The sequence below is a fragment of the Exiguobacterium profundum genome (assembly GCF_042652865.1).
Classification (GTDB): Bacteria; Bacillota; Bacilli; order Exiguobacteriales; family Exiguobacteriaceae; genus Exiguobacterium; species Exiguobacterium profundum.
Window position 1 is genome coordinate 711,408 of the sequence record NZ_JBHSHG010000001.1, and the last position, 24,510, is coordinate 735,917.

Below are 24,510 nucleotides of genomic sequence, written 5' to 3' on the forward strand. Positions count from 1 at the left end.
TACCTTTATTTCGTGGAAATAAAATGATAATGTCTGTTTATACATAATTTAGACAGAGAGACGAAAGGGGATAGAACCGTGAATAACCGAGAGCGGTTACTTGAAGTTCGACGTTTCTTCGAACGTTACACGGACGAAGCGAATCCAAAGACACTAGAAGATTTGCTCGAGTACTTGTCAACGATAGGAGATACTTCTAAGTTAGCAAAAAAATCGGTGAAAGACGATATCCAGGCACTGAATAATTCGGGGTTTGAAGTGCAGGATGAATTGGAGAAGAATGGTCTCGCTAAAAAGTATTGGCATTCGGCCCGCTTATTTGAGATTCATGAACTCCGGATGATGGTCGATGCGATTGTCGCAGCGAAATTTATCTCGGAAGACGTGACCGAGGAAATTGTAGAGAAACTTCAAATGCTGACGAGTATCCCTGAAGCGAAGACGCTACAATCGATCATCAAGACGCCGAAGAAAAAACACGGACACATTCCTTACCATATCGATCGTATCCAACGGGCCATTCATGAACGAAAAGCTATCTCGTTCCAATATACAGACGTCGTCGGATTTGATGTGACGAAACGAACGTTCCCGCTCCGACGTGACGGAGAGCGATACGTCGTTAATCCAATCGATTTGCATTGGAATCACGAGCAGTACTACTTGATCGGGATCGACGAATCAATCGGAGAGGTGCGGAACTACCGGGTTGACCGCATCGTCAATTCGGAGATTGTGGAAGATGGCACCATTCGTCCGAAGCATCATTTACCTGATGATTACTATCAAAAATCATTCAATATGTATAACGGATCTGATGAACAAATCGTTTTGTCCGTCGACGAACGCGTTCTCCCGGTCATCTTTGACAAGTTAGGGGAAGACGTTTCTGTTTCTGAACATGGAGAACGATTCCTCATCCGTTTCGATGCGGCCGTTTCTGACGGATTTATTTACTGGTTGCTATCTTTGGGTTCACAAGTAGAAGTGGTTGAACCACTCACGCTTCGTGATCATATGAAAGCAACGATTGAGAAAATGGCAATTACTTATGAACATACAAGCATTCATTCCTCCATCGAGTAAGCAGATGTGCTATACTGCTTGCGACACTAGATGAAGGGGGACAGGCGGATGTTGAATTGGATGCCATTGATCATTCCGATTGTCGCTGTCATTTTCGTAATGATCGTCGCAAGACGCGCCATGAAAATGGATAAAGAGAACTAATAGGAAGAGACATCGTCCAGGATTGGGAGATGTCTCTTTCGCTATGGAGGTAGAACGTGGATACGATTACACATACGTTATTCGGTTTGACGTTATATGGTGCAGCCGATAAGCGTGATTTACAACAACATGAAAAACGAGCCTTGTTCGTCACGACACTTGTCGGGAGCCAAATCCCGGACAGCGATGTGATTTCTCGGCTATGGGACACAGAAGGGATGTATCAGATGTGGCATCGCGGCATCACCCACTCGATTTTTCTCGTCCCACTCTTTGCCTTGCTCATCTACATACTCGTTCGCCTCCTCTTTCGCGTGACGGACATTCGCTATTTTGGGTGGGCACTGTTGTCTGTCTTCATACACAACACATCTGACTTGTTCAATGCATGGGGGACGGGCTACTTCGAACCGATCTCGGACGTGAGGATCACATTCGGTGTGATCCCGATTGTCGATTTCGTCTATTGGGGAATCTTCTTGGTTGCCTGGCTCGTCGCTCGGAAGCAGGAAGTTCGTTATAAGACGTATCGGTATGCATGGGCTGCCCTCGTTCTTTATGTCGCGCTTCAAAGTGCGCAGGGCGCCTATTTATATCAGTCTTATTCAAAGGAATATGACGAAGTGGCGCTCTCGGCTTCATTTATCCCGACTCAGTTCACGGTCATTACGAAGACTGACGAGGACGTATCGCTCTTTCAAGATTCGATATATCAAGAAGCGACCTTGCAATACGAATTGACGAGTGCCGAAAAGGCGAGTCTTGAACCATTGTTTGAAGCGAATCATGAGGCGCGCACATTGACCAAATGGTCGCCGTTCGTCGTCATCGTAGCAAACGAAGAACGGCTCGGCGTATTTGACCCGCGGTTTTATGATGGCGAATCCTCATTTTTATATGAATACATCGAAAGGTAGGACAACGGATGGGACGTATACGTTATCTCTTTATCTTCGCTTACGAACAGGCACTTAGTTGTATCTTTCCGGTCGCCATCTTCGGAGCGCTTGCCGTCACAAAGTTTGTAGAGTTACCACTCCCACGATATGACGTTTTACTCATCTGGTGTTTGTTCGTTCAAGTCGTCCTTGTGAAGACGGGGCTCGAGACGATGGAAGAAGTGAAGGTCATCAGCTGGTTCCATGTCATCGGTCTTGGACTTGAATTATTCAAGGTGCAGATGGGGTCATGGAGTTATCCGGATGAGGCGTTCACAAAAGTGTGGGGCGTCCCGCTCTATGCCGGATTTATGTATGCGAGCGTTGGTAGTTACGTCGTCCAGGCATGGCGTCGTCTCGATTTACGATTTACGAAGATGCCGCACCCAATCATCGCCTTCGGACTTGGCATCGCCATTTACTTCAACTTTTTTTGGCACCATGTTTGGTTAGACCTACGGTGGCTGTTGATCGCATTCATCTTTTTGGCGTTCGGTCGCTCGGTTGTCTCGTATAAACTCGACGATCGACGATTTGAGATGCCGGTCATCCTGTCATTCTTCTTGATTGCCTGCTTTATCTGGCTCGCTGAAAATATTGTCACGTTCTACAACGGCTGGGCGTATCCGGACCAATTGAACGGTTGGGCCATCGTTGATTTAGGAAAACTGTCGTCCTGGTTCCTACTCGTCATCATCAGTATCCTCCTTGTCGCTTGGCAAAAGCGAAAATTGGAGTATGAATTACCTTAAACTCGACATGTGTCGAGTTTTTTTGTGAGGGGACACGAATCCCTTTTTTGAAGAAAGTCGTATTGTAAAACGAGGTGATTCGGTTGTTGGAAATTGTACTTACTTGGTTGATTGGATTATTGTGTCTAGGATCTCTTGTCATCTATTGGAGAGAGTGGCGAAAGACTCGGAATCGAGTCAAACTAGGACAAGCTTGTCTCGCAATGTTTTGTTCGTTTCTTGTACTTGGAATGGCAGGCATGGAAACGTACGACCGCATGACGACGAATCACATCGTCGAGACGGGAGAATGTTATGTCGTCGATGACCGATCATCGAAGGGTTCATCGAACGTGACGCTATGGTTCGGAGAGCGGTCATACGGCTTCAAGGAAATTCCGGACGTTGCATATGGTCCAGGATATGTGTTTACGTGTCGCGCAATAATGACAAAGCAGATGCAATCAGGAATCGATTATGAGTTGCGATCACTTGACGGTGAGCTATTATATTCAACTCGTTCAGATGATTGATTGCGTGAAACTCAAAAACAAAACGTGTTCAAAGCTAATTTTATAGCTTCGAACACGTTTTACTATGATTGACTCCTGTACGTATGCCATAAAAGCAACATCATGACGATAAAACCCAGTCCTCCGACTAAATTGGTTATGAACAAGATGTGCTGAGACGATAAGAGACGGAGTATGGCCTGCCATATCAAAGACAGTGAAATTACGACAAAAATGAAAACACCAAATGGATTAGCGAGAATCGCAATAAGTTTATGATTCATTGTCATTCACTAAATGACCGGAATTTCTTGAACGCCATACCGATCATTTCGATTCCTTCATCTTGTTTCGTTTTCTCTCTAAAAAGATCGGAAGGATATTCAAAAAGATTGCCGCAACCGTCAAGAACCATAGCGCACGCGACATACCGGGTACGACATCTGTTATGGCACCCCAGTCCTTAGCTTCGACCCACATGTTGAGCAAGCTATATTCGGCGCATAACGTGAGAGCAACTAATGATAGGGCAATCGCCATCGGCAGCTTATAGTCCTTCTCCATCATAAATACGGTCAAATTGATGAGCGTCGCCCCGATCGCCGCCAATCCAAAAATAATCCACATCCTTTAACCCCCTAAATATTTCTATCTATACATTGTATCATACAAATTAACCCAGATAAATTTCAGAAAATTGTTTCTATTTACATAATAAATATGCTAGAATCAATGGAAAGTGTCTTTGGATATTATTCCCTTTAGAAAATGAACAATCAACCGGACATCCTTTCACACTTTTGATTGAGAGATTTGCATTCAAAAGGAGATAGAACTATGACGTATATTGCTCGGAAATCAGTTCATCTGATAATCGCATTTTTCATCTTGATTGCGATTAGTGCGCTACCGTCGCTCGTCGTTCAGACGGATTTTAGTCTGACGAATTATTGGAACGGCATTCAACAACAGATGGACCAATTACAGAAACTAGAGGACATTACATATTACAACATCACCGCGCAACGTTACTTGCCACTCTTGCCGGCACTTGGACCGCTCGTCAAAGAATCGGTCATCATTTTTACCACGGCACTCGCGGTATCGACCTCGCTAGGATTAATGTATGCGTACCTCTACTATCGGAGCGGGAGACGCGTTCGTACCGTTTTACACCAAACGAGTCAGACGCTCGAGATGGTACCAGATTTGTTCTGGTTAATTTTTTCTCAATTTCTTGCGATTACAATCCATAAGTCGACAGGGTTCGATCGCATTGAAGTTGCCGGAGGATTCGCAGAATATATACGGTTTCTCCCAATCGTCACATTGACGCTGACGACATTATTCTTCTTTATCAAATGGTTGACGATTCATATTCATGAACAAGAAGCCATTCCGTATCTCGAACTCACGCAAGCGAAAGGGATTCGACCGAGTGGACTGTTTTGGAAACACTTATTACCGAATATCATCTATCGGTTTTACCTCTTTTTCCGTTCGAACATCATTACCATCTTATCGACACTTTTGATTGTCGAATACTTATTTAACGTTCAAGGGTTATTTCGATTCGCCGTCTACAACCCGCAGATGGAGATATTACTGGTTATCTTATTCGTCATCTATATCCCGATTTTTCTGTTGGATTTACTGATTGAATGGATTATTCCGAATGCATGGAAAGGAGGGATTTGATGCGCCGAGTATTAATACGTGACCCGATTTTCATCTTCTGCTTTGTTATCGTAGCGGGGCTATTGTTGATGAGTTTTGGAAATACCGTGTTTCGTGATGGGAATGTTGATCAAACCCTCATGCTCTACTCTGATGAAGGGAGACTCATTGGAATACCACCATTAGAACCGTCAAAATATCAATGGCTCGGGACGGACAATGCTGGATATGATTTATTCCAAATGCTCGTGGAAGGATTTAAGTGGACCGTTGGCATCTGTGCGCTCGTCGCATTCGGACGGATGGTCATCAGTCTATTGATTGGCATCCCTCTTGCTTTCAGGGGAGCTCGCTTAAATCAATTCTTTAAAACGCTATTGGACGGCTTTTTGATTCTACCGATATCATTGATCGCATTGATGATGTTGGTAGGAACACTGACCTTCTATGATTCGACACAGGTGCCTCCATTATGGGATCGAGTAAAGATTGAACTAATCGTCTTAGTCGTTCTCGGATTACCTGCCGTCACGTTATATCTCATCACAGAGATTCGACAATTGCTTCAACAAGAGTTCATGATCGTGGCTCAGACGCTTGGTGGCAGTGTCTGGCATCGTGTGAGATTGCACCTTTTCCCGCATCTCGTCCCAACCCTCGTGATCGTCTTCATGCAACAGTTTGTTCAGACGCTCATGTTGCTCATTCATCTCTCACTGTTTGGGATTTTCTTCGGAGGAACGGTCATGTTACATGAAGGGATCATGCCGACCGTTTATGAATGGTCTTCGATGTTCGGGTATTATTTCAGACAGTTCACTGCGATGACATGGATGACGAATCATCTATTTCTCGTCCCGGCCATGTCACTTGCTGCGCTCATCTTTATTTTCAACTTGTTGACGAGCCGTCTCGAGCGAGCATTTAAGCTCAGACGTCAAGAACCGGTGGTGACCGAGGCAAGTCTAGCACAATCGGAAGCGGCAGCTGCTTCCCTTTCGAATCCGTTCACCCTTGTTGATTCGACTGTGTCATTAAGGAAGGAACCGGATGATATCGTATGATATGATCCGGTTTTTCTATGTCGAATGGACTGATTGGTCTTGTTTGAGGGAACGTGTATAACAGATTGAGGTGACAATTCATGAATGGAGTGAATCGATATGAAAGCTGCGATTTGTACCACGTATGGGCCACCGGAAGTACTCGTCATTCAAGAAGTGCATCAACCGAAGCCGAAAAGCAATGAGTTACTGATTCAAGTCCATGCATCGGCCGTCCACTCGGGAGACCGACGCCTCCGCGCACTAGACGTTCCAGCATTAGGAAAACTACCGATTCGATTAGTTGTTGGGTTTAAGGCGCCACGTCAACCGATTCTCGGTGTCGTGTTGGCAGGTACCGTCGTAGAAACAGGAAACAGTGTGAAAAACTTTCAGGTCGGAGACAACGTCTATGCCCTCACTGGGATGCGTTTTGGTGGTTATGCGGAGTTTGCATGTGTGAACGAATCGAAATGTGTGTTTCAGATGCCCGCGCATGCCAGCTTTATCGAGGCAGCGGCGCTACCATTTGGTGGGACGACTGCATTACATTTTTTACGGAAGGCACGTATCGAGCGAGCGACGAACGTTCTCATTTATGGTGGAGCGGGTGCTGTCGGTTCGACTGCCGTACAGATTGCGAAGCACTACGGCGTTCATGTGACTGCGGTATGCCATGAACGCAACATCGAGCTCGTGAAGCGGCTCGGGGCAGATGTAGTCGTGGACTATTCGAGAGAAGGGTATGACCGTGAATTGGGTACGTATGATGCGGTCTTTGATGCTTCGGGGAAAATTGATAAACGCCTAGCCAAAAAACATGTGGCAGAGAATAGTGCGTTCAGTTCCGTCGCGGGACAGGGACCGGCGAGCGAACGAAAAGAGGATTTGATGTTCTTGAACGAATTATTTGAAGCAGGAGAGCTACAACCAGTCATTGATTCAGTTTATTCGCTAGATGAGATTGTCGAGGCACACCGATACGTCGATCAAGGGACAAAGGTTGGGAATGTGATTGTGAGAATCAAGGAAGAATCAATCAGATGATAGATGGTAGTATAGAGAGAAATATCATATTTTATCGTGAGGTTTGGTCGAGAACCTCACTTACATATGAATGGATTCACCGACTAGACGAATCAATGAGAGCGGGCGAGTAGACATGAATATATTGATTGGACAACCGAAGATGGAACAAGATCTTATGCAACTGAAGGGAGAGATTGAGTCGAACCCTACAGTGGACTTGATTCTCTATCCAGAGGGATATTGTACATATAGAGCATTGGATGAGCTAAGTGATTTAGCGATCCAATTCAACACAACGATTGTTTTAGGGTATCGAGATGACACGAATAGAGACCGGGTCCTCATTGTAAATAAGAATGGCGAGACGTTGTTAACGCGATGGAAAACGCCTGAAAATGTGGGCTTGTTCATGCCATCAAGTGCCACAGATGGAGCAGAAGAATACGGATATTTACTGTGCAGGGAGATTTTTATGGGGGTTGAAGGATTGAAGGGTCATGAGCATCTATCAATCATATTCAATCCAATCGGGGTCGGGATGTTTAGTGAGGAACAATTCACGGAGTGGACGGAAGAAGCGAGAAAAATTGCGATGGAACGAAAAGCGATGATTATCGGAACGAGTCACGCGGATGGATCGTATCGAAATTGTGGAATCTCGATTCCGATCGCATATTGCTTTGATGAAAATGGAGAAGAAGTGTTTTTATCGAAAAATGATACGCGGACGCGAGTGTTAGAAACTGATTCAAGAGTTACGACATTCGTCTAACAAACCGTGATTTCCTGTAAAAAATGAAATACGTGTAAAATGAATGGGTTTATTTCACATACCATTAATTAATCTTAAATCAGAAAGTGAGTACTTATGAGATACCTTTTCAAACGAAAACACAAGAGTGATTGCAAATGCTCGATATGTGGCACGAGTAAAGAACATACAGTCGGCTTTGGATCGATCATGCCATCAGTATTAGACGGCCTATCGAAACGGGAGATGAAGAAGCGCGTCGTTTTGACAGATGATATTTGCGTCCTCGATGAAGCTCATTTCTTTATCAACGGATGCCTCGAACTCCCGATCATTGGAGAAGACGATCCTTTCATCTGGAATGTCTGGGTATCACTCAGTCCGGATAACTTTTTCAAAGTCATCGATTTATGGGATGAACCAGCTCGTGTAGACCTCGACCCGATGTTCGGCTGGCTATCGACGGATCTTCCCATCTATCCAGATACCATCAATCTAAAGACAAACGTACATATGCGTGAAGTCGGAATACGTCCATTGATTGAACTCGAACCAACGAATCATCCTCTTGCAATGGAGCAGCGGAATGGTATCACGAGGTCGCGGGTCGATGATATATTCCGACTCGTTGAACGTAGCGGATAAAGGAGGAGTGCAGGGTGAGTCAATTAAAGTCATCTTTGATTTTCGATTTGTACACAGGAAATCAAGCGCTCACTTCGGTTCAGCAGAAGATGTTGGAGCGAATCGAGTTACTTGTTCACGACAAACGATTCAAAGAACTTGAACAATTCATGCGCGACACTCCGGACATCGAGCAGCTGTTAATTGACTATGTGCTACTCGATCCGACCGATTCATATCGTTGGGATTTGCTTATTGGTTACGAACGGTTGGATCGGATTGAAGATTATGATCGAGTGAATGCATTTTGCCGAACTGCCTTTTCATACCATCCAGATAAACCCTTCTATTTTGCCTTGGCATTATATGATATGGGATGGAATGATTTCGAGATAGACGAGGAAGTCATTGAAGTTGCGAATCAATTGATTGAAGTAGCAACACCTGAAGTTTCTGCATTGATTTGTCTAAGCGTTTCAAAAGTGCTACGACATAAAGAGCGCGAGTATCTTCAAATGGCAATTGAGCGATGTCCGTGGGCAGTACAGCCAACCTTTTCTCTAGGTGAGCATTACAGCCGGTATAATCCGAGATTGGCTAAAACCTATATGGAAAAAGGTGTGGCTCAATTGGCTCTGAGTTTTGATGATTCAGGCAAGAATCACGTAGCGTCAAAGACTGATTTCAATCCGATTACGTGGAAAGAAGATTGTTGTTCTGATTTACTAGGAATGAATATGAGTTGGGCAGAATACCAAAAATACAAGCGAGCCATCAAGTCACATAGATAAGCAAGAACATGAGGAATACGAGGAGGGATTTTATGAGAATCACAGAAGCCACGCTCTATACGAACCGGCTCGAAGAAATGAAACATTTCTATGTAGAGAAGCTCGGACTAGCCGTCGTGGACGAAGATTCTACTCGATTTCAAATCGAATTAGGAGAAGATACCTTGATATTTCAAGAGGCTATAACGGAGCAAGAGCGACAATACCATTTCGCTATCAATATTCCGGCTAATCGATTCAAAGAAGCGAAAGAATGGCTGATGTCACGTGTCCCGCTTTTGACTGAAGACGGTGAGGACGAAATCTATTTTGAAGGAATCGATGCATCATCGCTTTATTTTTACGATACGGACGAGAATGTCGTCGAGTTGATTGCTCGACATTCGATTAATCCAGAAAGTAACATCGAGTCCTTTTCGTTGAATGAATTTCTTGGAATTGGCGAGATGAGTTTGACTGTGGAAGATCCGCTACATGTCGCACAAGAACTTTCAAACATCGAGATCCACCGCCGAGACGGTAACCAAATCGATGAGCGTCATCTGAACTTTTTAGGCGCACCGAATAGCGAGACATACATTTTATTAGTTCCTCCAGGTCGTGTGTGGCTGTTTTCACCAAAACTGTCGATTCCGAGTCCAATTCAGATGGTACTTGATCAACGATACATCGTCGAAATGGATGAGAAACACGAGATTCATATTCACTCCATCAAAAAATGAGTTCACAATTGAACTCATTTTTTAGTCTTTAGATTCGACATACCGATGAATTTCTTCTAATCGTATGACTGCGTTCTCCAAGTTCACCTCAAACGATTGGTCTGAGCATTCAACAGTGAGCGAATCACCATTCTGACGTGAATAATCTAGTAGTAGTGGTCTGATTCGTTCATGTACAATTTGTGCATTTTCGATTGAAGTTCGAGGGAAAATCATGGCGAATGTGTCTTGCGCAACCCGATACTTCTTGTCCGTTCGTCGAGTCGCTTCGTGAAGTTCGTCACTAAAATAGTATAAGAACCATTCATATTCGGATGAACCATACTGTTTTTCAAAATGATCGAGAATGGGCAGTGTGATGAATGTCACCACGAACGTTTCACCGTGGCGAATCAACCGATCCCGTTCAGCCTCTATATCCATCAAAAAACGATCACGGTTATCAAAACCGGTCTCTGGGTCGACCGCAATTAACTGACTGACTCTCGCTTCCGCAACCTTTAGTGCAAACTGGGCATGAAACAGCTTGACTTGGAGCCAGTAAGACAACCCCGTCAAAATCGCTAATAGTAATAAAATATATAGTTGCGCAGTAGCGGCAGTCTCATACACAGGCATCGTGATTAAAAAGTAAGCAGCGAATCCTAACAGAATGAGTACACCAGACGCTCGGTGAATGAGCAAAGTTGAAAGATAAAGAATCGGAATACAGATCATCCACCAAACGGGTAGATGATTCAGGATCAGCACAGAGGAAAGTAGAATACTACATGTCAACGATACAACGATGAGTGCGATTAGTTGTATGGACATCGTTGTCCAGTGTCTCATAGGTATCCTCCTCTTAAAAGAAATAAATTGCAATGATAACACTATTATCCATTTTCCGAAATAGTGATTGTTCAAACCGATTTGAACACTTGATTCATTATAAGTGATTCACTCTATTTTAAAAGGCTTATTTTTGAAAAGACGTGAATGTTTGCGAACACTTCTTTAGAAAAAGAAGTACGAATGATTGGTGTATAATGGAAAAAGAGGTGATAGCATGAATCGAAAACATATATTGCTCGTCGGAGGGACGGGGATGTTGGCAGGACTCGCATCTTATCTGGCAATCGAACATAATGTCACGGTCATTGGACGAAATAAAGAAAAAATGGCAAGCGTCGTACAAAGAAATCCTGAAACGTGTCATCCGCTGATTGTTGATTATTGCGATGAGGAACTACTTTCAAACGCACTACAGCGTGCAGTGCAAAAAAACGGTCCATTTGATCGAGTCATCGCGTGGGTGCACCGAGGCTCAGGGAAAGCGATGCAACTCATTTTGAATCATTCGGAAACTGCAGAGGTGATACATATTTTAGGTAGCCGGGCGAATCCGGAATATGAGAAGGCGTGTCTATGTCTCAATGAACAACAGCTGTATCGGCAAGTCCAATTAGGTGAAATGCATGAGTTGGCATCTGTCCGTTGGTTGACACACGACGAGATTGTGAAAGGTGTTCACGATGCTATGCAGAACCAAGACGACTATCGATTGATTGGTACACGAAAGGATGACTTAAATGTTCACTCGAGAAACGATTAGCGAATGGATGGAGAAGCACCATGTATCAAATTTAGATTTGGCAACTTTCACTGAAAGAAGGGAGTTGTCCGCATTTCAATTGGGAGACGTCTCTTATGAAGGCAGGATGTTCGCCGCCTGTTCGATTAGTAAATTTGTTACGGTGATTCTCATTTTGAAGCTCGTTGAAGATCAGAAGTTAAATTTAGACTCGGAAATCAATGATTATTTCTCTTCCTTCACGTTGAATGATGAAAATGGGATTCCTTCACAAATCACGATACGACAGCTCATCCAACATGAGGCTGGCATAATCGATTTGCCTGATCAGTTCGGGACGATGGAACAATGTACAGAGATCCCTTCGATGGAAGAGATAATATTGGGTAACACACCTTATTATGAGCGACCGGTGTTTATCCAGTCACAGGAAGTTGGGACGTTCCACTATTCAGATTCAGGTTACTGTTTACTCCAACATGCGATTGAGCAATGTATGTCTTCTACATTTGAAAAAATCATGACTGAATACATCTTTGCACCGCTGGATATGAACTCAAGTTCGTATGATTTAGAGAGGATAGAGAAGTATGGCGTTATCGGGATTGAACCAAACGGGTCAGTCGTCTCTCCAAAGTCATGCTATTATCCTTACCCTGCAGCGAGTGGTCTTTGGACAACGGCTTCCGATTTAGCGATACTCGTCAATGCAATTACGAAAGAAGGGTTCTTGAGTAACGAGTCAAGAAGGGTTTTATTCACACCATCTTCCACAAATGCCGAAGTAGGACATGGTCTATTTATAAATCCCGACAAGCCAGGTAAAGGATTCTCATTCGGTTGGGGGATCGGGTTTCAATGTTTGCTCGTGATGGAGAAAGACTCTCCAACAGGTTTCATTTGTTTGTCAAATCGGAATGAAGGGGTTCTTCAGTTCGAAGGATTGATTGAACAACTACTGCATATATACACATAACATATTATAAGGAGGATTATACGTTGGCTAGACACTATTCTACTGGAGAAGTCGCGAGAAAACTGAACGTGTCAGTGCGTACGCTTCGATACTATGACCAAATCAATTTGGTCACTCCATCGTATACAAACGATGTACAGAAACGATTTTATAGTGACGACGAAATGTTTCGCCTTCAAAAAATCATGCTTTTAAAATCGATGGCCGTGCCGCTTGATGAGATTCGGAGAATCTTAGATGAGCAATCACTTACAAGCATCTTGTCCGCACATCTGTCCTCGTTAGAAGGAAAGATAGAGGAATTGAAGCAGGCCAGAAACCATACTGTCACACTCCTTCAATCCATGAAGCTTGAAAATGAAAAAATCGATTGGACGAAACTACAAACTATTCAAGCTAAATCAAATGACCGGGGACAATGGACGGACTATTTTTCGGAAGAAGAGTCTGATTCATTGAAAGCAAGCTTACCTAAATTAGAAGACGGTGAGCATGATACGAAAAAGTGGATCAACTTGATTCGGAGAATTGAAATTTTATTGGAACGTGGGGTCGCCCCTTCCTCAAAAGAAGCTCAAATTCTTAAAGAAGATTTGACATGGTTAACAGACGAGACATTTGGACAAGATCAACAATTGATTGAATCATTTTGGATGATTCGAAAATCAACTGATGCATCGAATGAATTAGGACTGTATCCAATCGATGCATCGATTCTTGCCTATATTGATTCACTATATCAAGAGTGATTCCCTCACGCCAATGCAGTCAATAGAACGGCTAGCCCATTAAAGGTTCCATGGATGAGCATGCTGGAATATATAGAGTTGGTCCGTTCATATACCCAAGCGAATACTAGTCCCGATACAAAATTGACGAGTAACGTGTTTGTCGTTGGTAAATGAGCAAGAGTGAATATTCCAGCACTTATGATCATCCCGATCCAAACCCCAAATCGTTCTTGAAAGAAGCGGTATAAGAACCCACGATAAAAGATTTCTTCATAGATTGGTGATATGATGGCCGCCGATCCAAACGCAATTAGTATGGAGATAATCGACAAGTCACTTTGCAAACTCTCTGTTTTTGTATTCGACGTACCGATGCCGAAATATGATTGGACTACGACGATGATGATACTGAGTACAATTAACACAATTGTCCATAGAAAGATCATCCCCGAGTCTTTCCATGAGATGCGGCGAAGTCCTAACGTTTCGAGCGATAAGGTCCGAGGACGTATCGCGACGAGATAGAGGACGGTCATAAATATTATGGCTAATAACAGGCCGATACTTGTTCCTGAATAGAAGGTGTTTCCCCATGACCGCTCTAAAAAGTTGTGTAAGTGGTGCTCGATAAGTAGGGGCGTCACTCCGAATAGAAGAACCATCGTAATTGCGAATTGGTTCCATGTCCAAATGGGAGATATTTTCTTTTGCATTTGATTCAACATCATATTTCCTCCTTATGTGGTTGTAGCCCCATCATATCGGGTGACGTAACGTCACCTGCAAGCAGAAAAATGAAAAAGGAGTATTAAGACTATGGAACAATGGATTGGATCAGCTGCTTTATGCATCAACGAAGAGAAGGAAGTCCTACTCGTAAAGAATCGTGACATACAACAATGGAGTTTGCCATCAGGTGGTCTAGAAGACGGAGAAACTCCGGAACAGTGTTGTCGGCGCGAAGTGTTAGAAGAGACGGGCTATCGCATTTCTGTTGATCAACGACTACATATCAAACGAGCCATCATATCAAACTTTCAGGTCGAGACACATTATTTCTTGGCAACGTGTGAAGAGCGGGTCGAGACCGCTATGATTGATTCGGTTATCGAGGAAGTCAATTGGTGGTCGCTTCAAGAGTTAGAACGATTAGACCATGCGTTTCCAGAGGATCTTGAAATGATTCGAAGGTGGCTAATATGAATAAATTCATTGAAGTCAAAGGGTATGATGTTGAATATCGTTTATTCGGTTCCGGGGAACGACTGATCGTTGTCATGACAGGTATGGGAGGTTCATTCGAAGAGTGGGTTTCTCTTTCCGAGCAATTAAGTGAGTCGTATAAAGTATTACTTTATCATCGTTCCGGTTATGGTGAGAGTGAGATGAATAGGCGTTCGAGTAGAACGTCATCTCATCTTTTAGAATGTACTGAATTATTGAATACCCTTCAGCTACATCAACCGATTCTAATAGTCGGTCATTCTTACGGAGGTTTGTGCGCGCAACACATGGCCAAAGTTTTTCCGAATAGAGTAGGAGGCGTCGTACTCGTCGATTCTACTTCCCATGATTTTTCTATATTAGACGACATAGAAACCCCGGTGATGGACCGTCAATATTCAGATGACGATTGGCGAACGATGTGCCATTCCTATGCAATCCTTTCAAAAGAAGAACTAGTGAAAGTTCATCAACCAGAACTTTCACTTGAGCAACAAGGCTTATCATCAGATGCACGTGCACGTCTTAAACGATTTTATCAATCTCCTCAATTGTATAAAACGATGTTGGAAGAAGAATCGTTCTGGCGTGATGACGCCGCGATCATCAAACAAATGGGCACCTTTTCATCAATCCCGTTAATTGTCATCGGTCGAGATTCTGTAGCGATGATTCAGGAAGGAATAAATGGAGGGTTGCCTGAGGCTGAAATTCGATTGCTAGAAGAGACGTGGCATGATCTGATCCATCAACAGTTGAGATTATCAAATCAATCGGAACTCATCATCGCGGAAAATGCAGGACACCAAATTCATTTACAACGACCAGACACAATCATCGAAGCGATTCATCGAATCGAACAAGCCGGTCGCATAAAAACGACCGGCTCATGACTTATGAAACTTCTTCGATTTGATTGTGATTGAAATACTCCCGTTTCGAACGGTCGCGCATGACATGTATGGTGTAACAACCAACAAGGAAGAAGATAATCGAGAATGCGAGATAGACCGGGCGAATCCCAATCATTTCGGCAAGAAGTCCAATCCCAAATGTGAGTAGGATGACGAGTAGCGACTCTGCCACATTGATAGCGCCAGAGAACCGACCCATGATTTCGACAGGAACATGGTGTTGATAGAATGACAAAAAACCGGTATTGGCAAAGGCAAGCGCGAATGTCAGGACAAAAAATCCAACCGAGGCCATCATGAATGACGATGAACTTGCGAAAAGAAGATAGCCGACTGGTGTCATGATCGCCCCGAATCCAATACAAAACGATAAGGACAAGCGGTGACTCCATCTTGAATTGATGAGTGATCCAAAGATAATCCCAATCCCAGCGATACTGACGAGAAAGCCATATCGGCTCTCAGACAAGTGAAGGACTTGGGTCGCGAATGACGCCTCCAACGAATCGAGTCCAGACATGAAGATGGTCATGACACAGTACAATCCATAAATGAGCGTCACGTATTTGGCATTTGATGCAAATCGTACGACCATTTTCCAATCCTCGATAATTATTCTTACAGAGAATGGTTCAATCGACGCTTCTGTTCGATGATGAGACCGAAGGCGCGACAACATACCGACCGAGACGATGAGTGCGAACGCGTTCACGAAAATCGCAAATGTTGGGCTCCCGACTAGAAAGAGTAGTCCGGCAATCGTCGGACCTAGAATAAACCCGGATGACTGTACAAAGTTCTTCATCGCATTGAACTTTTGTCGGTTCGAGGCAGGTACGAGTTGCGTCATGTAGACCAGGCTCGATGATTCGAATAACGAGCTCATCACATTGAGAAGAAAGACGATCCCGTAGATGAGCCACAGTGAATCAATCCAGCCTAAGCTGAATACGAGGAACGCACGCAGACCATCCAGTAACATCATCAGTCGTCTCGTATCGACCCGATCAATCAGGCTACCTGACCAAAGATTCGAGACGAGCGAGGCGAGCGGGGCTAATACATAGAGAATCGAGACGGCGAAAGGGGATCCAGTCATCTCTAGGATAATCAAGTTGAGCGCAATGAAGTATATCCAGGCACCAAGGTTTGAGATTCCGACACTAACGAGCAGTAGCGCAGAGGTTTTTCGAAACGAATTCAAGTCAATCACTCCTTCTATTTTTGATCACTTTCGGAACGCAAAAAAATCCCACCCCCAAGAACGAATTCTTGGGGACGAGATTCTCATCGTGGTGCCACCCCTGTTCGTCCGCACGTCACCATACGAACCTTGTTCGGTACTGCCGAATGAATCGGACTATACCTCAACTCTATAACGGGAGTTCCCGTCGCCACATCCCTCGGGGTGAGTTCCATAGCGCTGCTCAGAGGCTTGTTTCGATCAACGTTCTTTACTCCTTTTCACCAGACGGAGCTCTCTACGAAAGATTCATTGATGTACTGTTCTCTTCATCGCGTTTGTCAGATCATTTTTAAAAGGATAGCACATTGTGAAAAATATTGGAAACGTTTCTGGTAAAAAGATGCATATCTTCTTCAAGGTACTAAACTATGGTTGTCATCTAGGAAGCTCGGTCCATTTCTGAAGGTTGACACTTATCCAGTTCTTTCAAGATTGAACGATAGAAGAAGATTGCCAATATACCAAAGCAAATATAAGTGATGGCCGTCCAACTAGGTGACAAGACATCATAAGTCGAGACGCTGATTGCGCCGATGAGAAGCGCACCTCGGTAGCGGAAACCGTTCGCGGCCAAGTATTGACTGCGGAGGTGGTCTTCGATGAGTCGAGCTAGCATGGCTTGGTGGATGGGGACATATAGCAGTTCTCCAAACGTGAAACAAGCCGTAGCGAGCACTAACATTGAAAGATTATGTGAAACCGGTAAAATGGCGAATCCAAGACTGAACAGTGTGACACCCGTGTAAAGTAACGCATGTTCAGAGATAGATTTGGTCCAACGCATCAACACAAGACCGAGCAGTAACACGAGAATCGTATTCTCCGCTCGAAGCAGTCCGAGAATCTTCGTCCCATCTAGTGAAAAATGAAAGAACGGGACAGCGTGTAACGTTTCAGCAAAGTGAATCGCTAAGTAATGAGTTAGTTGCAACTCTAATGACAATGTCAAAATCCCTGCGACAAGGTATTTCAAAAAGAGTTGGTTCCTCATGACCGTCTGGTATCCTGTCCATACATTAGTAGTCTTCTGTCCTTTACGCGGTAAAGGGTTATAGTTGTCTTCGAGTTTGATGAAAATCAGGAAGACACATCCGAATGAAAGAATGGCTGCCGATACTAACAAGTAGAAGAGATGCTGTTCGAAGAAGAAGCCGCCGATTAGGCTACCGATGACGATGGACCCGTTCATCAGCCAGTAACTGAGTGTATACAAATATTTTCGCTGCTCGGGTCGGCTATCATCGATTAAGATGGCTTCGTTTGCTGGCGTGATGGCACTACTCAAGAGATTACTAAAAAAGAAGAAGATAAATAATAAGGTGGCACTGTCAATTACATGAGAACCTGCGATTGCCATTCCGATATAACATGCGAAACGTAGTATTTCTCCGATGAAGAGAATTCGTTTTCTTCCGTAACGATCGGACAGTTGGCCTCCAAAGAGACTTGCGATGAATGAGGCAATCATCGTCAAGACAATGAGCGGTCCGGTCTCCGTCGCACCGAACTGGCGAACGAAATAAATCGTCAAAAAAGGAAATACGGCGGTTTGAGTCAGCTTTTGAAAGAAGTTCAAGCCAAGTCTAACTTTTAGGTTAGGATGAAGCGATTGAAACATGTGAATCACCATCTTTTCATAAGGTCAGTGAAGTGGCCACTTGACTGTTATGAACAGTATGCGTGATTTGAAGTGAATCATCGTGCACTATATTGCTCGATTTTTGCGCAATAATCTGGAGGGGTATATGGAACAATTACTTACACTGCCTGACGTCGCCATACGTTACGTCTCTTCTGGTGGGGATTGGACGACAGAAAGAGAAAAGAGCAAAGAAGACATCGTCTGGGTGCTCGTGTTGGAAGGGAAAATTGGGATTGAGGTGGATGCATTCGAATTATCGTCTCCAAGACAGCGAATCGATTGTGGTTCAACCGAATCAGTCCTATCGACTATTCGCTGATTCAACTGAAACGACTTATGTGAGTTTTCGGTTTATTGCGAGTCTATTGAACGGGTTTGAAAACAGGGTCAATCCAATGTTTCCTTCCATAGCGGTCATGTCGATAAGAAGACTGTTAGGGGAGTGGTCAAGTCGAGGATTTTTAGAGATTGATCTTACAGATGATGTGATGACGTTCATTCAGAGTCACCTCATCCACACTTTTTTAGATGCTGAAGACTTATTTGTACCGGTTTTGCGTGTCATTCATGATTCTTATCATACAGAGCTTCGCATTGAGGAATTAAGTCGAATCGTCCATCAAAGTAAGTATCAGTTCATACGGAACTTTCGAGAGCGAATCGGTCAGACGCCGTATCAATACATCACGAGACAACGCCTGATTCATGCGAAATCACTTCTACGCTATTCGGACCTTACGTTACTCGCAATTAGCCAGGAAGTCGGATTCAATAGTCCAGCTCAGCTGAACAGACATTTCGCGGAATGGGTAGGTTGCACCCCGGCTCGATTTCGTGAGAATAAAGGACATCAGCTCAAACGTGATTAGAGAGCTCCAATCGACCTTGGATTTGGTGGGGGAGGTCGTGGAACGATCCCTCCAAGCGTTGTACCGCATCCACATGATAAAACGTGCTCGTCTCTTCCATATTCATCATCTGGTCACCCAAATCATATAGGTAAACGGGCTTGTTCGTTCCTAGAGCGATCCCGAGCTCTACATGTGCGCCTTTTCCTCCAGGCAAGAGGATGACGACGAAGTCCGCTGTTTGAATTCCAGCAACCTCTTCTTCGCCAATCGCACGTAACGCATCGATTGAAGCGGCACGTTCGTTTTGGGTCCAGTCGTATGTATAGGTGTGACCGAACGCAACCAGATGATCACGGATGAAACGTACTTCTTCGATATTTGAAAAGCTTGAACCGACATAAAATCGCATACAAAGACCTCCAATTCGTCACAAATGGTTCATCTGGTAAAGCGCTACGACATAAAATAGGATAATCAACAGACAACAGAGTACAAGGAAAAAAATCACGCTAATCAGGACGAATTTCATCAAAGAAAGTGGAACGTATGATTGAATCAAGCGCGTGATTGATAAAGACGAGAGTACGAGTAAAATGATTGTGCCGACGAACCAAATGTAGTCATACGCGATGTTTGGGATCAGCCAAAAGTAGACGGTCGTTATGACGATTAGACTGAAAGCCATCATCAAATCTTTATGCTTTCGTGTCATCTGATACCTCACGATGAAGTTCCAACTTCAACCGCACCTGTTCGGCATCTTCCGCATCAAACGTGCTGTACCATCTCACATGATCGAGATCGATGATGCGGTAATGTCCGCTGATGATGTTCTGTTGAAGAATGAAGTGGGACCCCTCTTTGATCGCATGCCAAAAGACACGTCCGCCGAGTGTTTTTTCTTTCGGCTCGTATGTGTTCTCGGTTGCAATCAGTTTGACGAATTCAACGGGGTCGTCGCCAATCAAGTGTACGAGAATCTCACTTTCATTGAACAGCGCGCATAGCGTCACAATCGTCGACCAGCTTGCTTCATTTCGCTCCTTCTCGATTTGGATGAGTGTTTTTTTTGAAATCCCAAGTAAGTTCGCCATCTCTTCCTGTGAATACTGGGATTCGATGCGAATCAATTTCATTTTTCGAGAGACTTGTCCAATAAATTCGGATTTTTTCATAATCGGTTCTTCCTTCCTGTTTGTTCGACTCAGAGCGTCGCCGAGCTTATGAAAATCAGTAACCATGAGATTCCGAGAAACACGGTGAATAAAAAGAGACAGACGATGACATAACAGCAAATGTATTGCCAGTAGGTCAATCGTTTTGATTGATAATAATGGTATGTAAAACTGAATGTCGCAATCCCGATGACTAAGAACGCAACGATATCCCAGATGATGCCAACCTTCAAGAACGATGGAGTCAGAAACGAAGCGATGAGTGCAAGCACGACGGTCACAACTCCAGTAGAGATGGCAGCGGATGGCGTTGAAGTGTTTTCCAACGAATCACCTCCTAGTATATTACAAGTGTAATTTTACACTAAAAGTGGGCGATGTCAATTTCAGAATGTAAAAAACCCTTCTCTAAGGAAGGGTTCCGTCACTCGTCATGTTTATTCGTTAAATAGGTCGTTAATGGGTAGACACCGATGCTTTGTAAGATCAGAGAGAGTAAAATGACGGCAAACGCGAGAGATATCATTTCGCTCGAGCCGTTAATGTTCTCTGCCTCTAGCCAGAGGACGAGGGCAATCGACATCGTTCCTTTAATTCCGGACCAAGTAAGGAGCGAAGTCGCTGTCAAATCGTCTTTAAATTCTCTACGCCATACAGGGACGGTATAAACGAGACCGCCGACGACGATGAACCGGGTCAGAAGCGAAAGTAGGAATAAAAGAACAGCGAACGTCCAGAGCGATACAGACAAATAGCTGGTCGCCTCGATTCCAATCAATAAGAACAGGAGAGCGAGCAATATCGGAATGACGATGTCCCAAAAGCCATTCAAGTGACGCTGGACCGATTCGTAGTCCTCTTTCATGCCGAGTTCATGAGAAAGCATCATGCCGGCTGTGACGGTCGCAAGGACTCCCGATACTTCTAGCGCGTCGGCGAGATAAAATGCCCCGTACGCGATAACGATTGTCAACATGACGAGTTCATGCTTTTTAAAACTGACAATCATCAATTTCTTCAGTACAAATCCAAAGATGAAGCCGATGCCGATTCCTCCGGCTGAAACAATCAAAAATTCAGTTAAAAAGCTGAGCGTGGAGAACTGTTCTCCTGTCGCGAACATACTGAGGAAGATCGCGAAGATGACGACACTTGTTCCATCGTTCACCATTGATTCACCTTCGACAACATCCGCAATCCGTTTTTCCCCTTTACTCCGTTTTAAAATGGCCGTCACGGAAACGGGATCGGTCGGAATCAAGATGGACGCCAATAAGAAAGAGGCGGTCAGGCTGAGCGGGGTGAAGAGCTCGCTCAGCCAAAACGTGCCATACCCCATCAGGATGGCGGTCAAGACAAGACCAATCGTACTCAATATCGTTATGATCCCGATATTGTCTTTCAAATCTTTGTATTTGAACTGATAAGCCGATGTAAACAGAAGTGCTGGTAGGAACACCTCGAAGATCATATCTTTTGAGATAAACATCGAATCAAAAAAAGCGATATATGAGAGCGCTATTCCAATCAAGACCAAGATGACCGGGACAGGGAAATAATTTCGTTTGGAATCAATTAAATAAATCAAATAGCCGATCAGTAGTAATGTGATGATTTGCTGCGCAATCATGACGACGTCCTCCTCTACAATCAAGTTGCTATACACTATCTTCCCATTCAAGGTCTAATCAAACGAGAATTGTGGAATATAGGGGATAGTACATTCAATTCATATAGGGAGGAATCGTTATGGGAAACCCGATTGGTGATTTGTCGTGGACGTTTTATTCAGAGTGTGAGGTGCCAAGTGACATCACGGAGTCATTCATCGATGGGGAGCGGGCCGTCGCTGCCTACAAGACGGTACGTGACGTCGCCGTCTTCACGAACAAACGTCTCATTGTCCGTGACGCTCAAGGGCTCACGGGGAAGAAGATTGAAGTCTACTCGCTTCCGTACGACTCGATTAATATGTACTCGACGGAGAATGCGGGAAGAATGTTCGACTTGAACTCAGAAGTCCAACTGTTCACTCGCGCGGGAACAATTAAGATCAATCTAAATAAAAAAGTGGATGTGCGTAAGTTCGACAGATTACTCGCAGAAGCAATTTTGTAAAACAGCGGACCGAGAGTTCTCGGTCTTTTCGTTTGGATTTTTCTGACAATCTCTTATCATACATGATACGATCATACATAATATGTGACGGAGGTTACGATGCGATTTACAACCCGATTATTGATGATGATGCTCGGCAGTTTGGTGTTGGTGACTGGATTTATCTATCTGGCTCGTTTATTTTGGGAATGGTTTCACGACCCGACAAAAGGTGGAATCGTGCTTCTCTTGTCTGGAGAGGACGGAACCAGCAGTGATGAATATGGAGGGAAGTTTCGTCTGAAAGATGATGAGGATTTTCAATTCTTGAAGAATGATTTTTTAGACTATACGTTCGAAACAGGAGGGACAGTAACCGAGTCGGGAAATTCATACTGGTTATGGTTCCTTATTGGGGGTTTGATTGTTCTCCTGATTTTGACGCTCAGCTTGCTACGGAAAAGAAAGCGTGTCGTCTCGACCATTGATTTCTCGAGTGGCACCGTAAAACGAAGAGGGCGTAAGGCTAAAGCAAATAGATTTGTGGAATCCAAAGAGGTTCAATGGACCGATAATGCGATTCGGAATGCGCTCATCCAGTTCAATCTGGACTTGCCGATTGCCTCAAGACATCAACCGAATGAGACGGTGTTAGATTGGTTCAAGCGAATCGGTGTGGACGAGTTGGACCTTTCGCCTTATTGGAAATCGAGATATATAGACGAAGTGGTGAGTGATGAAGAATCTAGACAGTTTCGAGAGGCATTACATTCCAAGCGATCGGAAGACGGTAAGGGGTGATGGTGTATGAACGATGAAATAGAGATGGTTGATTCCGATACGCGGAAGCCGATGGGTTCCGCTCGTTTGGTCAAGTCCAATCATCAATTCTACATCCATTGGAATGGGTTGACTATAGACTTCAAACGGCATGAATATGTGGCAGGTATTCGAATCATTGACGAGAATCACTTGTTCATTTGGGCGTTTACGTTAGAAGGAGAACCAATCAATGCGTGGGTGTTAGATGCAGACGGAGACATCAAACATTCATTTCACGCAGGTAACGCGATTGCAGTAGTCGTTATAAATGAAACGGGAATCTGGATCGGGTATGGGGACGAGGGTATCTTTGGAGAAGGGGTCTCGACCGAGGCACTCGTCTGCTTATCAACAGAGGGAGCCGTATGTTTTCGCTATAATCAAGAAGTCAGAAATGCCCCGGTCCTTCATGATTGTGACGTGATGTGTGCATCAGAGAAGGGGGTGTGGGTCATCTCTTCAATCGACGGTCGTCTCGTTCATGTCCAAGTGGACGGACGGATTGACTCTTATCCGATGCCACGTCATCTCCTTGACTGTTCCTCGTTGACTATTGAAAACGGTGTAGCCTATGTCGGAAATGAGGAAAAGACTTATCGTTGGCCGTTTAAGGAGAGGAGACGTGCCGAAGTCTCTCAGAATGAAACCAAATAATAAGAGAGTATAATAGCTTGCAATATATTTCGAATACCGTATTTTTAATCATATATAGACAGGGATGAACTAAATGATTGTACCAATCAATACTAGTATGCAAGAAGATATTCGCAATTTTTTTGTTAAACATTGGGGTTCAACTCAAATGGTCGTTTCTTCGGGAACATACGATTGTGCAGAGCTCGAAGGATTTGTCTACATGAAAACAAATCAAATTCACGGTCTTGTTACGTATTTTATTCGGGATGAAGAAGTAGAAATCATATCTCTTGATAGTCTGATAGAGAATAGTGGGATCGGCTCTCACTTACTCCATGCTGTTGAAGAAATTGGTATGCAGCACGGAGTTAAGCAATTAATCGTCATCACAACCAATGATAATTTGAGAGCGCTTGGCTTTTATCAACGTCGTGGCTATCGTCTAGAACGAATCATTCATGATGCGGTGACGCGGGCAAGAAAACTGAAAGCGACAATCCCACATGTCGGATATGATAAGATTCCTTTATTGGATGAAATTTTACTCATCAAAAAACTGAAAGAACAGAAATGAG

Annotated in this window: 32 protein-coding genes and 1 other annotated feature; of the genes, 22 read left to right on the forward strand and 10 right to left on the reverse strand. The window is 44.0% G+C overall.

The features are described 5' to 3' along the window. Positions 1–78 precede the first annotated feature (78 nt). The 4 genes from ACFO4U_RS03655 to ACFO4U_RS03670 all read left to right on the forward strand — a co-directional run bounded on the left by ACFO4U_RS03655 (position 79) and on the right by ACFO4U_RS03670 (position 3,432). Positions 79–1,086 carry a helix-turn-helix transcriptional regulator gene (locus tag ACFO4U_RS03655; RefSeq protein WP_214781035.1) on the forward strand — a complete coding sequence of 336 codons (1,008 nt, stop codon included), beginning with the start codon at positions 79–81 and terminating at the stop codon, positions 1,084–1,086. A 200-nt stretch (positions 1,087–1,286) separates the two neighbouring features. Further along, positions 1,287–2,147 carry a metal-dependent hydrolase gene (locus tag ACFO4U_RS03660; RefSeq protein ID WP_215243972.1) on the forward strand — a complete coding sequence of 287 codons (861 nt, stop codon included), beginning with the start codon at positions 1,287–1,289 and terminating at the stop codon, positions 2,145–2,147. 8 nt (positions 2,148–2,155) lie between these two features. Then, entirely contained in the window at positions 2,156–2,920 is a 765-nt protein-coding gene (locus tag ACFO4U_RS03665; RefSeq protein WP_215243971.1) for a DUF817 domain-containing protein, read from the forward strand. A gap of 86 nt (positions 2,921–3,006) precedes the next feature. After that, complete coding sequence (locus ACFO4U_RS03670; RefSeq protein ID WP_074037059.1) at positions 3,007–3,432, forward strand: hypothetical protein; 426 nt, start codon at positions 3,007–3,009, stop codon at positions 3,430–3,432. A gap of 306 nt (positions 3,433–3,738) precedes the next feature. Here the strand turns inward: ACFO4U_RS03670 and ACFO4U_RS03675 are convergent, their stop codons facing one another. Then, complete coding sequence (locus ACFO4U_RS03675; RefSeq protein ID WP_214684341.1) at positions 3,739–4,038, reverse strand: hypothetical protein; 300 nt, start codon at positions 4,036–4,038, stop codon at positions 3,739–3,741. 210 nt (positions 4,039–4,248) lie between these two features. On the opposite strand from ACFO4U_RS03675, the gene ACFO4U_RS03680 reads away from it, so the two are divergent. From ACFO4U_RS03680 to ACFO4U_RS03710, 7 genes are all read left to right on the forward strand, one after another. Continuing rightward, positions 4,249–5,109 carry an ABC transporter permease subunit gene (locus tag ACFO4U_RS03680; protein ID WP_215243970.1) on the forward strand — a complete coding sequence of 287 codons (861 nt, stop codon included), beginning with the start codon at positions 4,249–4,251 and terminating at the stop codon, positions 5,107–5,109. Next, positions 5,109–6,152, forward strand: a complete 1,044-nt coding sequence (locus tag ACFO4U_RS03685) for an ABC transporter permease (protein ID WP_215243969.1) — start codon at positions 5,109–5,111, stop codon at positions 6,150–6,152. Before ACFO4U_RS03680 ends, ACFO4U_RS03685 begins: the two co-directional genes overlap by 1 nt. A gap of 99 nt (positions 6,153–6,251) precedes the next feature. Then, positions 6,252–7,178 carry an NAD(P)-dependent alcohol dehydrogenase gene (locus ACFO4U_RS03690; protein WP_215243968.1) on the forward strand — a complete coding sequence of 309 codons (927 nt, stop codon included), beginning with the start codon at positions 6,252–6,254 and terminating at the stop codon, positions 7,176–7,178. 115 nt (positions 7,179–7,293) lie between these two features. Then, the gene (locus ACFO4U_RS03695; RefSeq protein WP_215243967.1) at positions 7,294–7,932 is read left to right on the forward strand and encodes a hypothetical protein; all 639 of its coding nucleotides are present in this window, start codon (positions 7,294–7,296) and stop codon (positions 7,930–7,932) included. A gap of 96 nt (positions 7,933–8,028) precedes the next feature. Then, entirely contained in the window at positions 8,029–8,556 is a 528-nt protein-coding gene (locus tag ACFO4U_RS03700; RefSeq protein WP_255541906.1) for a DUF2199 domain-containing protein, read from the forward strand. 14 nt (positions 8,557–8,570) lie between these two features. Beyond that, positions 8,571–9,326, forward strand: a complete 756-nt coding sequence (locus tag ACFO4U_RS03705; RefSeq protein WP_215243966.1) for a hypothetical protein — start codon at positions 8,571–8,573, stop codon at positions 9,324–9,326. 32 nt (positions 9,327–9,358) lie between these two features. Continuing rightward, entirely contained in the window at positions 9,359–10,048 is a 690-nt protein-coding gene (locus tag ACFO4U_RS03710) for a glyoxalase (RefSeq protein WP_215243965.1), read from the forward strand. 21 nt (positions 10,049–10,069) lie between these two features. Here ACFO4U_RS03710 and ACFO4U_RS03715 read toward each other — a convergent pair whose 3' ends face one another. Continuing rightward, the gene (locus ACFO4U_RS03715) at positions 10,070–10,879 is read right to left on the reverse strand and encodes a GGDEF domain-containing protein (protein ID WP_215243964.1); all 810 of its coding nucleotides are present in this window, start codon (positions 10,877–10,879) and stop codon (positions 10,070–10,072) included. 217 nt (positions 10,880–11,096) lie between these two features. Here ACFO4U_RS03715 and ACFO4U_RS03720 point away from each other — a divergent pair, with 217 nt between their 5' ends. The 3 genes from ACFO4U_RS03720 to ACFO4U_RS03730 are packed head-to-tail and all read left to right on the forward strand — an operon-like array spanning position 11,097 to position 13,346. Beyond that, positions 11,097–11,642, forward strand: a complete 546-nt coding sequence (locus ACFO4U_RS03720) for a Rossmann-fold NAD(P)-binding domain-containing protein (RefSeq protein ID WP_196430692.1) — start codon at positions 11,097–11,099, stop codon at positions 11,640–11,642. After that, positions 11,620–12,597 (forward strand): serine hydrolase domain-containing protein, encoded by a 978-nt coding sequence (locus ACFO4U_RS03725; RefSeq protein ID WP_215243963.1) that lies wholly within the window; start codon positions 11,620–11,622, stop codon positions 12,595–12,597. Before ACFO4U_RS03720 ends, ACFO4U_RS03725 begins: the two co-directional genes overlap by 23 nt. A 23-nt stretch (positions 12,598–12,620) precedes the next feature. Continuing rightward, positions 12,621–13,346, forward strand: coding sequence for a MerR family transcriptional regulator (locus ACFO4U_RS03730; RefSeq protein ID WP_215243962.1), 726 nt, complete (start codon positions 12,621–12,623; stop codon positions 13,344–13,346). A gap of 5 nt (positions 13,347–13,351) precedes the next feature. On the opposite strand, the gene ACFO4U_RS03735 is transcribed toward ACFO4U_RS03730, so the two are convergent. Then, positions 13,352–14,053, reverse strand: coding sequence for a CPBP family intramembrane glutamic endopeptidase (locus ACFO4U_RS03735; protein WP_215243961.1), 702 nt, complete (start codon positions 14,051–14,053; stop codon positions 13,352–13,354). A 91-nt stretch (positions 14,054–14,144) separates the two neighbouring features. On the opposite strand from ACFO4U_RS03735, the gene ACFO4U_RS03740 reads away from it, so the two are divergent. Together ACFO4U_RS03740 and ACFO4U_RS03745 are read left to right on the forward strand one after the other, a co-directional pair. Further along, complete coding sequence (locus ACFO4U_RS03740; RefSeq protein ID WP_215243960.1) at positions 14,145–14,531, forward strand: NUDIX hydrolase; 387 nt, start codon at positions 14,145–14,147, stop codon at positions 14,529–14,531. Continuing rightward, the gene (locus tag ACFO4U_RS03745; protein WP_215243959.1) at positions 14,528–15,445 is read left to right on the forward strand and encodes an alpha/beta fold hydrolase; all 918 of its coding nucleotides are present in this window, start codon (positions 14,528–14,530) and stop codon (positions 15,443–15,445) included. Before ACFO4U_RS03740 ends, ACFO4U_RS03745 begins: the two co-directional genes overlap by 4 nt. Position 15,446: 1 nt before the next feature. Here ACFO4U_RS03745 and ACFO4U_RS03750 read toward each other — a convergent pair whose 3' ends face one another. Both ACFO4U_RS03750 and ACFO4U_RS03755 read right to left on the reverse strand, forming a co-directional pair. Continuing rightward, on the reverse strand, positions 15,447–16,670 hold the full coding sequence (locus ACFO4U_RS03750) for an MFS transporter (RefSeq protein WP_215243958.1): 1,224 nt from the start codon (positions 16,668–16,670) through the stop codon (positions 15,447–15,449). Positions 16,671–16,737: 67 nt separating this feature from the next. Beyond that, positions 16,738–16,991 (reverse strand) — a binding site (T-box leader). 100 nt (positions 16,992–17,091) lie between these two features. Continuing rightward, entirely contained in the window at positions 17,092–18,330 is a 1,239-nt protein-coding gene (locus ACFO4U_RS03755) for an MDR family MFS transporter (protein WP_215243957.1), read from the reverse strand. A 127-nt stretch (positions 18,331–18,457) separates the two neighbouring features. Here ACFO4U_RS03755 and ACFO4U_RS03760 point away from each other — a divergent pair, with 127 nt between their 5' ends. Together ACFO4U_RS03760 and ACFO4U_RS03765 are read left to right on the forward strand one after the other, a co-directional pair. After that, entirely contained in the window at positions 18,458–18,673 is a 216-nt protein-coding gene (locus tag ACFO4U_RS03760) for a hypothetical protein (protein ID WP_215243956.1), read from the forward strand. After that, the gene (locus ACFO4U_RS03765) at positions 18,597–19,223 is read left to right on the forward strand and encodes a helix-turn-helix domain-containing protein (RefSeq protein WP_215243955.1); all 627 of its coding nucleotides are present in this window, start codon (positions 18,597–18,599) and stop codon (positions 19,221–19,223) included. The genes ACFO4U_RS03760 and ACFO4U_RS03765 overlap by 77 nt, the downstream gene beginning before the upstream one ends. On the opposite strand, the gene ACFO4U_RS03770 is transcribed toward ACFO4U_RS03765, so the two are convergent. The 5 genes from ACFO4U_RS03770 to ACFO4U_RS03790 all read right to left on the reverse strand — a co-directional run bounded on the left by ACFO4U_RS03770 (position 19,210) and on the right by ACFO4U_RS03790 (position 22,010). Then, entirely contained in the window at positions 19,210–19,614 is a 405-nt protein-coding gene (locus ACFO4U_RS03770; protein ID WP_215243954.1) for a nucleoside 2-deoxyribosyltransferase, read from the reverse strand. The two genes, ACFO4U_RS03765 and ACFO4U_RS03770, sit on opposite strands and share 14 nt — an antisense overlap. A gap of 18 nt (positions 19,615–19,632) precedes the next feature. Beyond that, entirely contained in the window at positions 19,633–19,917 is a 285-nt protein-coding gene (locus ACFO4U_RS03775; RefSeq protein ID WP_196430702.1) for a hypothetical protein, read from the reverse strand. Further along, positions 19,901–20,380 carry a helix-turn-helix transcriptional regulator gene (locus tag ACFO4U_RS03780; RefSeq protein WP_196430703.1) on the reverse strand — a complete coding sequence of 160 codons (480 nt, stop codon included), beginning with the start codon at positions 20,378–20,380 and terminating at the stop codon, positions 19,901–19,903. Before ACFO4U_RS03780 ends, ACFO4U_RS03775 begins: the two co-directional genes overlap by 17 nt. Positions 20,381–20,409: 29 nt before the next feature. Further along, positions 20,410–20,706, reverse strand: a complete 297-nt coding sequence (locus tag ACFO4U_RS03785; protein WP_215243953.1) for a hypothetical protein — start codon at positions 20,704–20,706, stop codon at positions 20,410–20,412. A 98-nt stretch (positions 20,707–20,804) separates the two neighbouring features. Further along, complete coding sequence (locus ACFO4U_RS03790; RefSeq protein WP_215243952.1) at positions 20,805–22,010, reverse strand: cation:proton antiporter; 1,206 nt, start codon at positions 22,008–22,010, stop codon at positions 20,805–20,807. A 119-nt stretch (positions 22,011–22,129) separates the two neighbouring features. Here ACFO4U_RS03790 and ACFO4U_RS03795 point away from each other — a divergent pair, with 119 nt between their 5' ends. From ACFO4U_RS03795 to ACFO4U_RS03810, 4 genes are all read left to right on the forward strand, one after another. Beyond that, entirely contained in the window at positions 22,130–22,498 is a 369-nt protein-coding gene (locus tag ACFO4U_RS03795; RefSeq protein WP_031423744.1) for a PH domain-containing protein, read from the forward strand. Positions 22,499–22,597: 99 nt separating this feature from the next. Beyond that, a complete protein-coding gene (locus tag ACFO4U_RS03800; RefSeq protein ID WP_215243951.1) occupies positions 22,598–23,278 on the forward strand; it encodes a hypothetical protein in 681 nt (226 codons plus the stop codon). Positions 23,279–23,284: 6 nt separating this feature from the next. Beyond that, on the forward strand, positions 23,285–23,953 hold the full coding sequence (locus ACFO4U_RS03805) for a hypothetical protein (protein ID WP_215243950.1): 669 nt from the start codon (positions 23,285–23,287) through the stop codon (positions 23,951–23,953). Positions 23,954–24,026: 73 nt separating this feature from the next. Next, positions 24,027–24,509: a GNAT family N-acetyltransferase gene (locus tag ACFO4U_RS03810; RefSeq protein WP_251131814.1), complete on the forward strand. Its 483-nt coding sequence runs from the start codon at positions 24,027–24,029 to the stop codon at positions 24,507–24,509. Position 24,510: the final 1 nt, after the last annotated feature.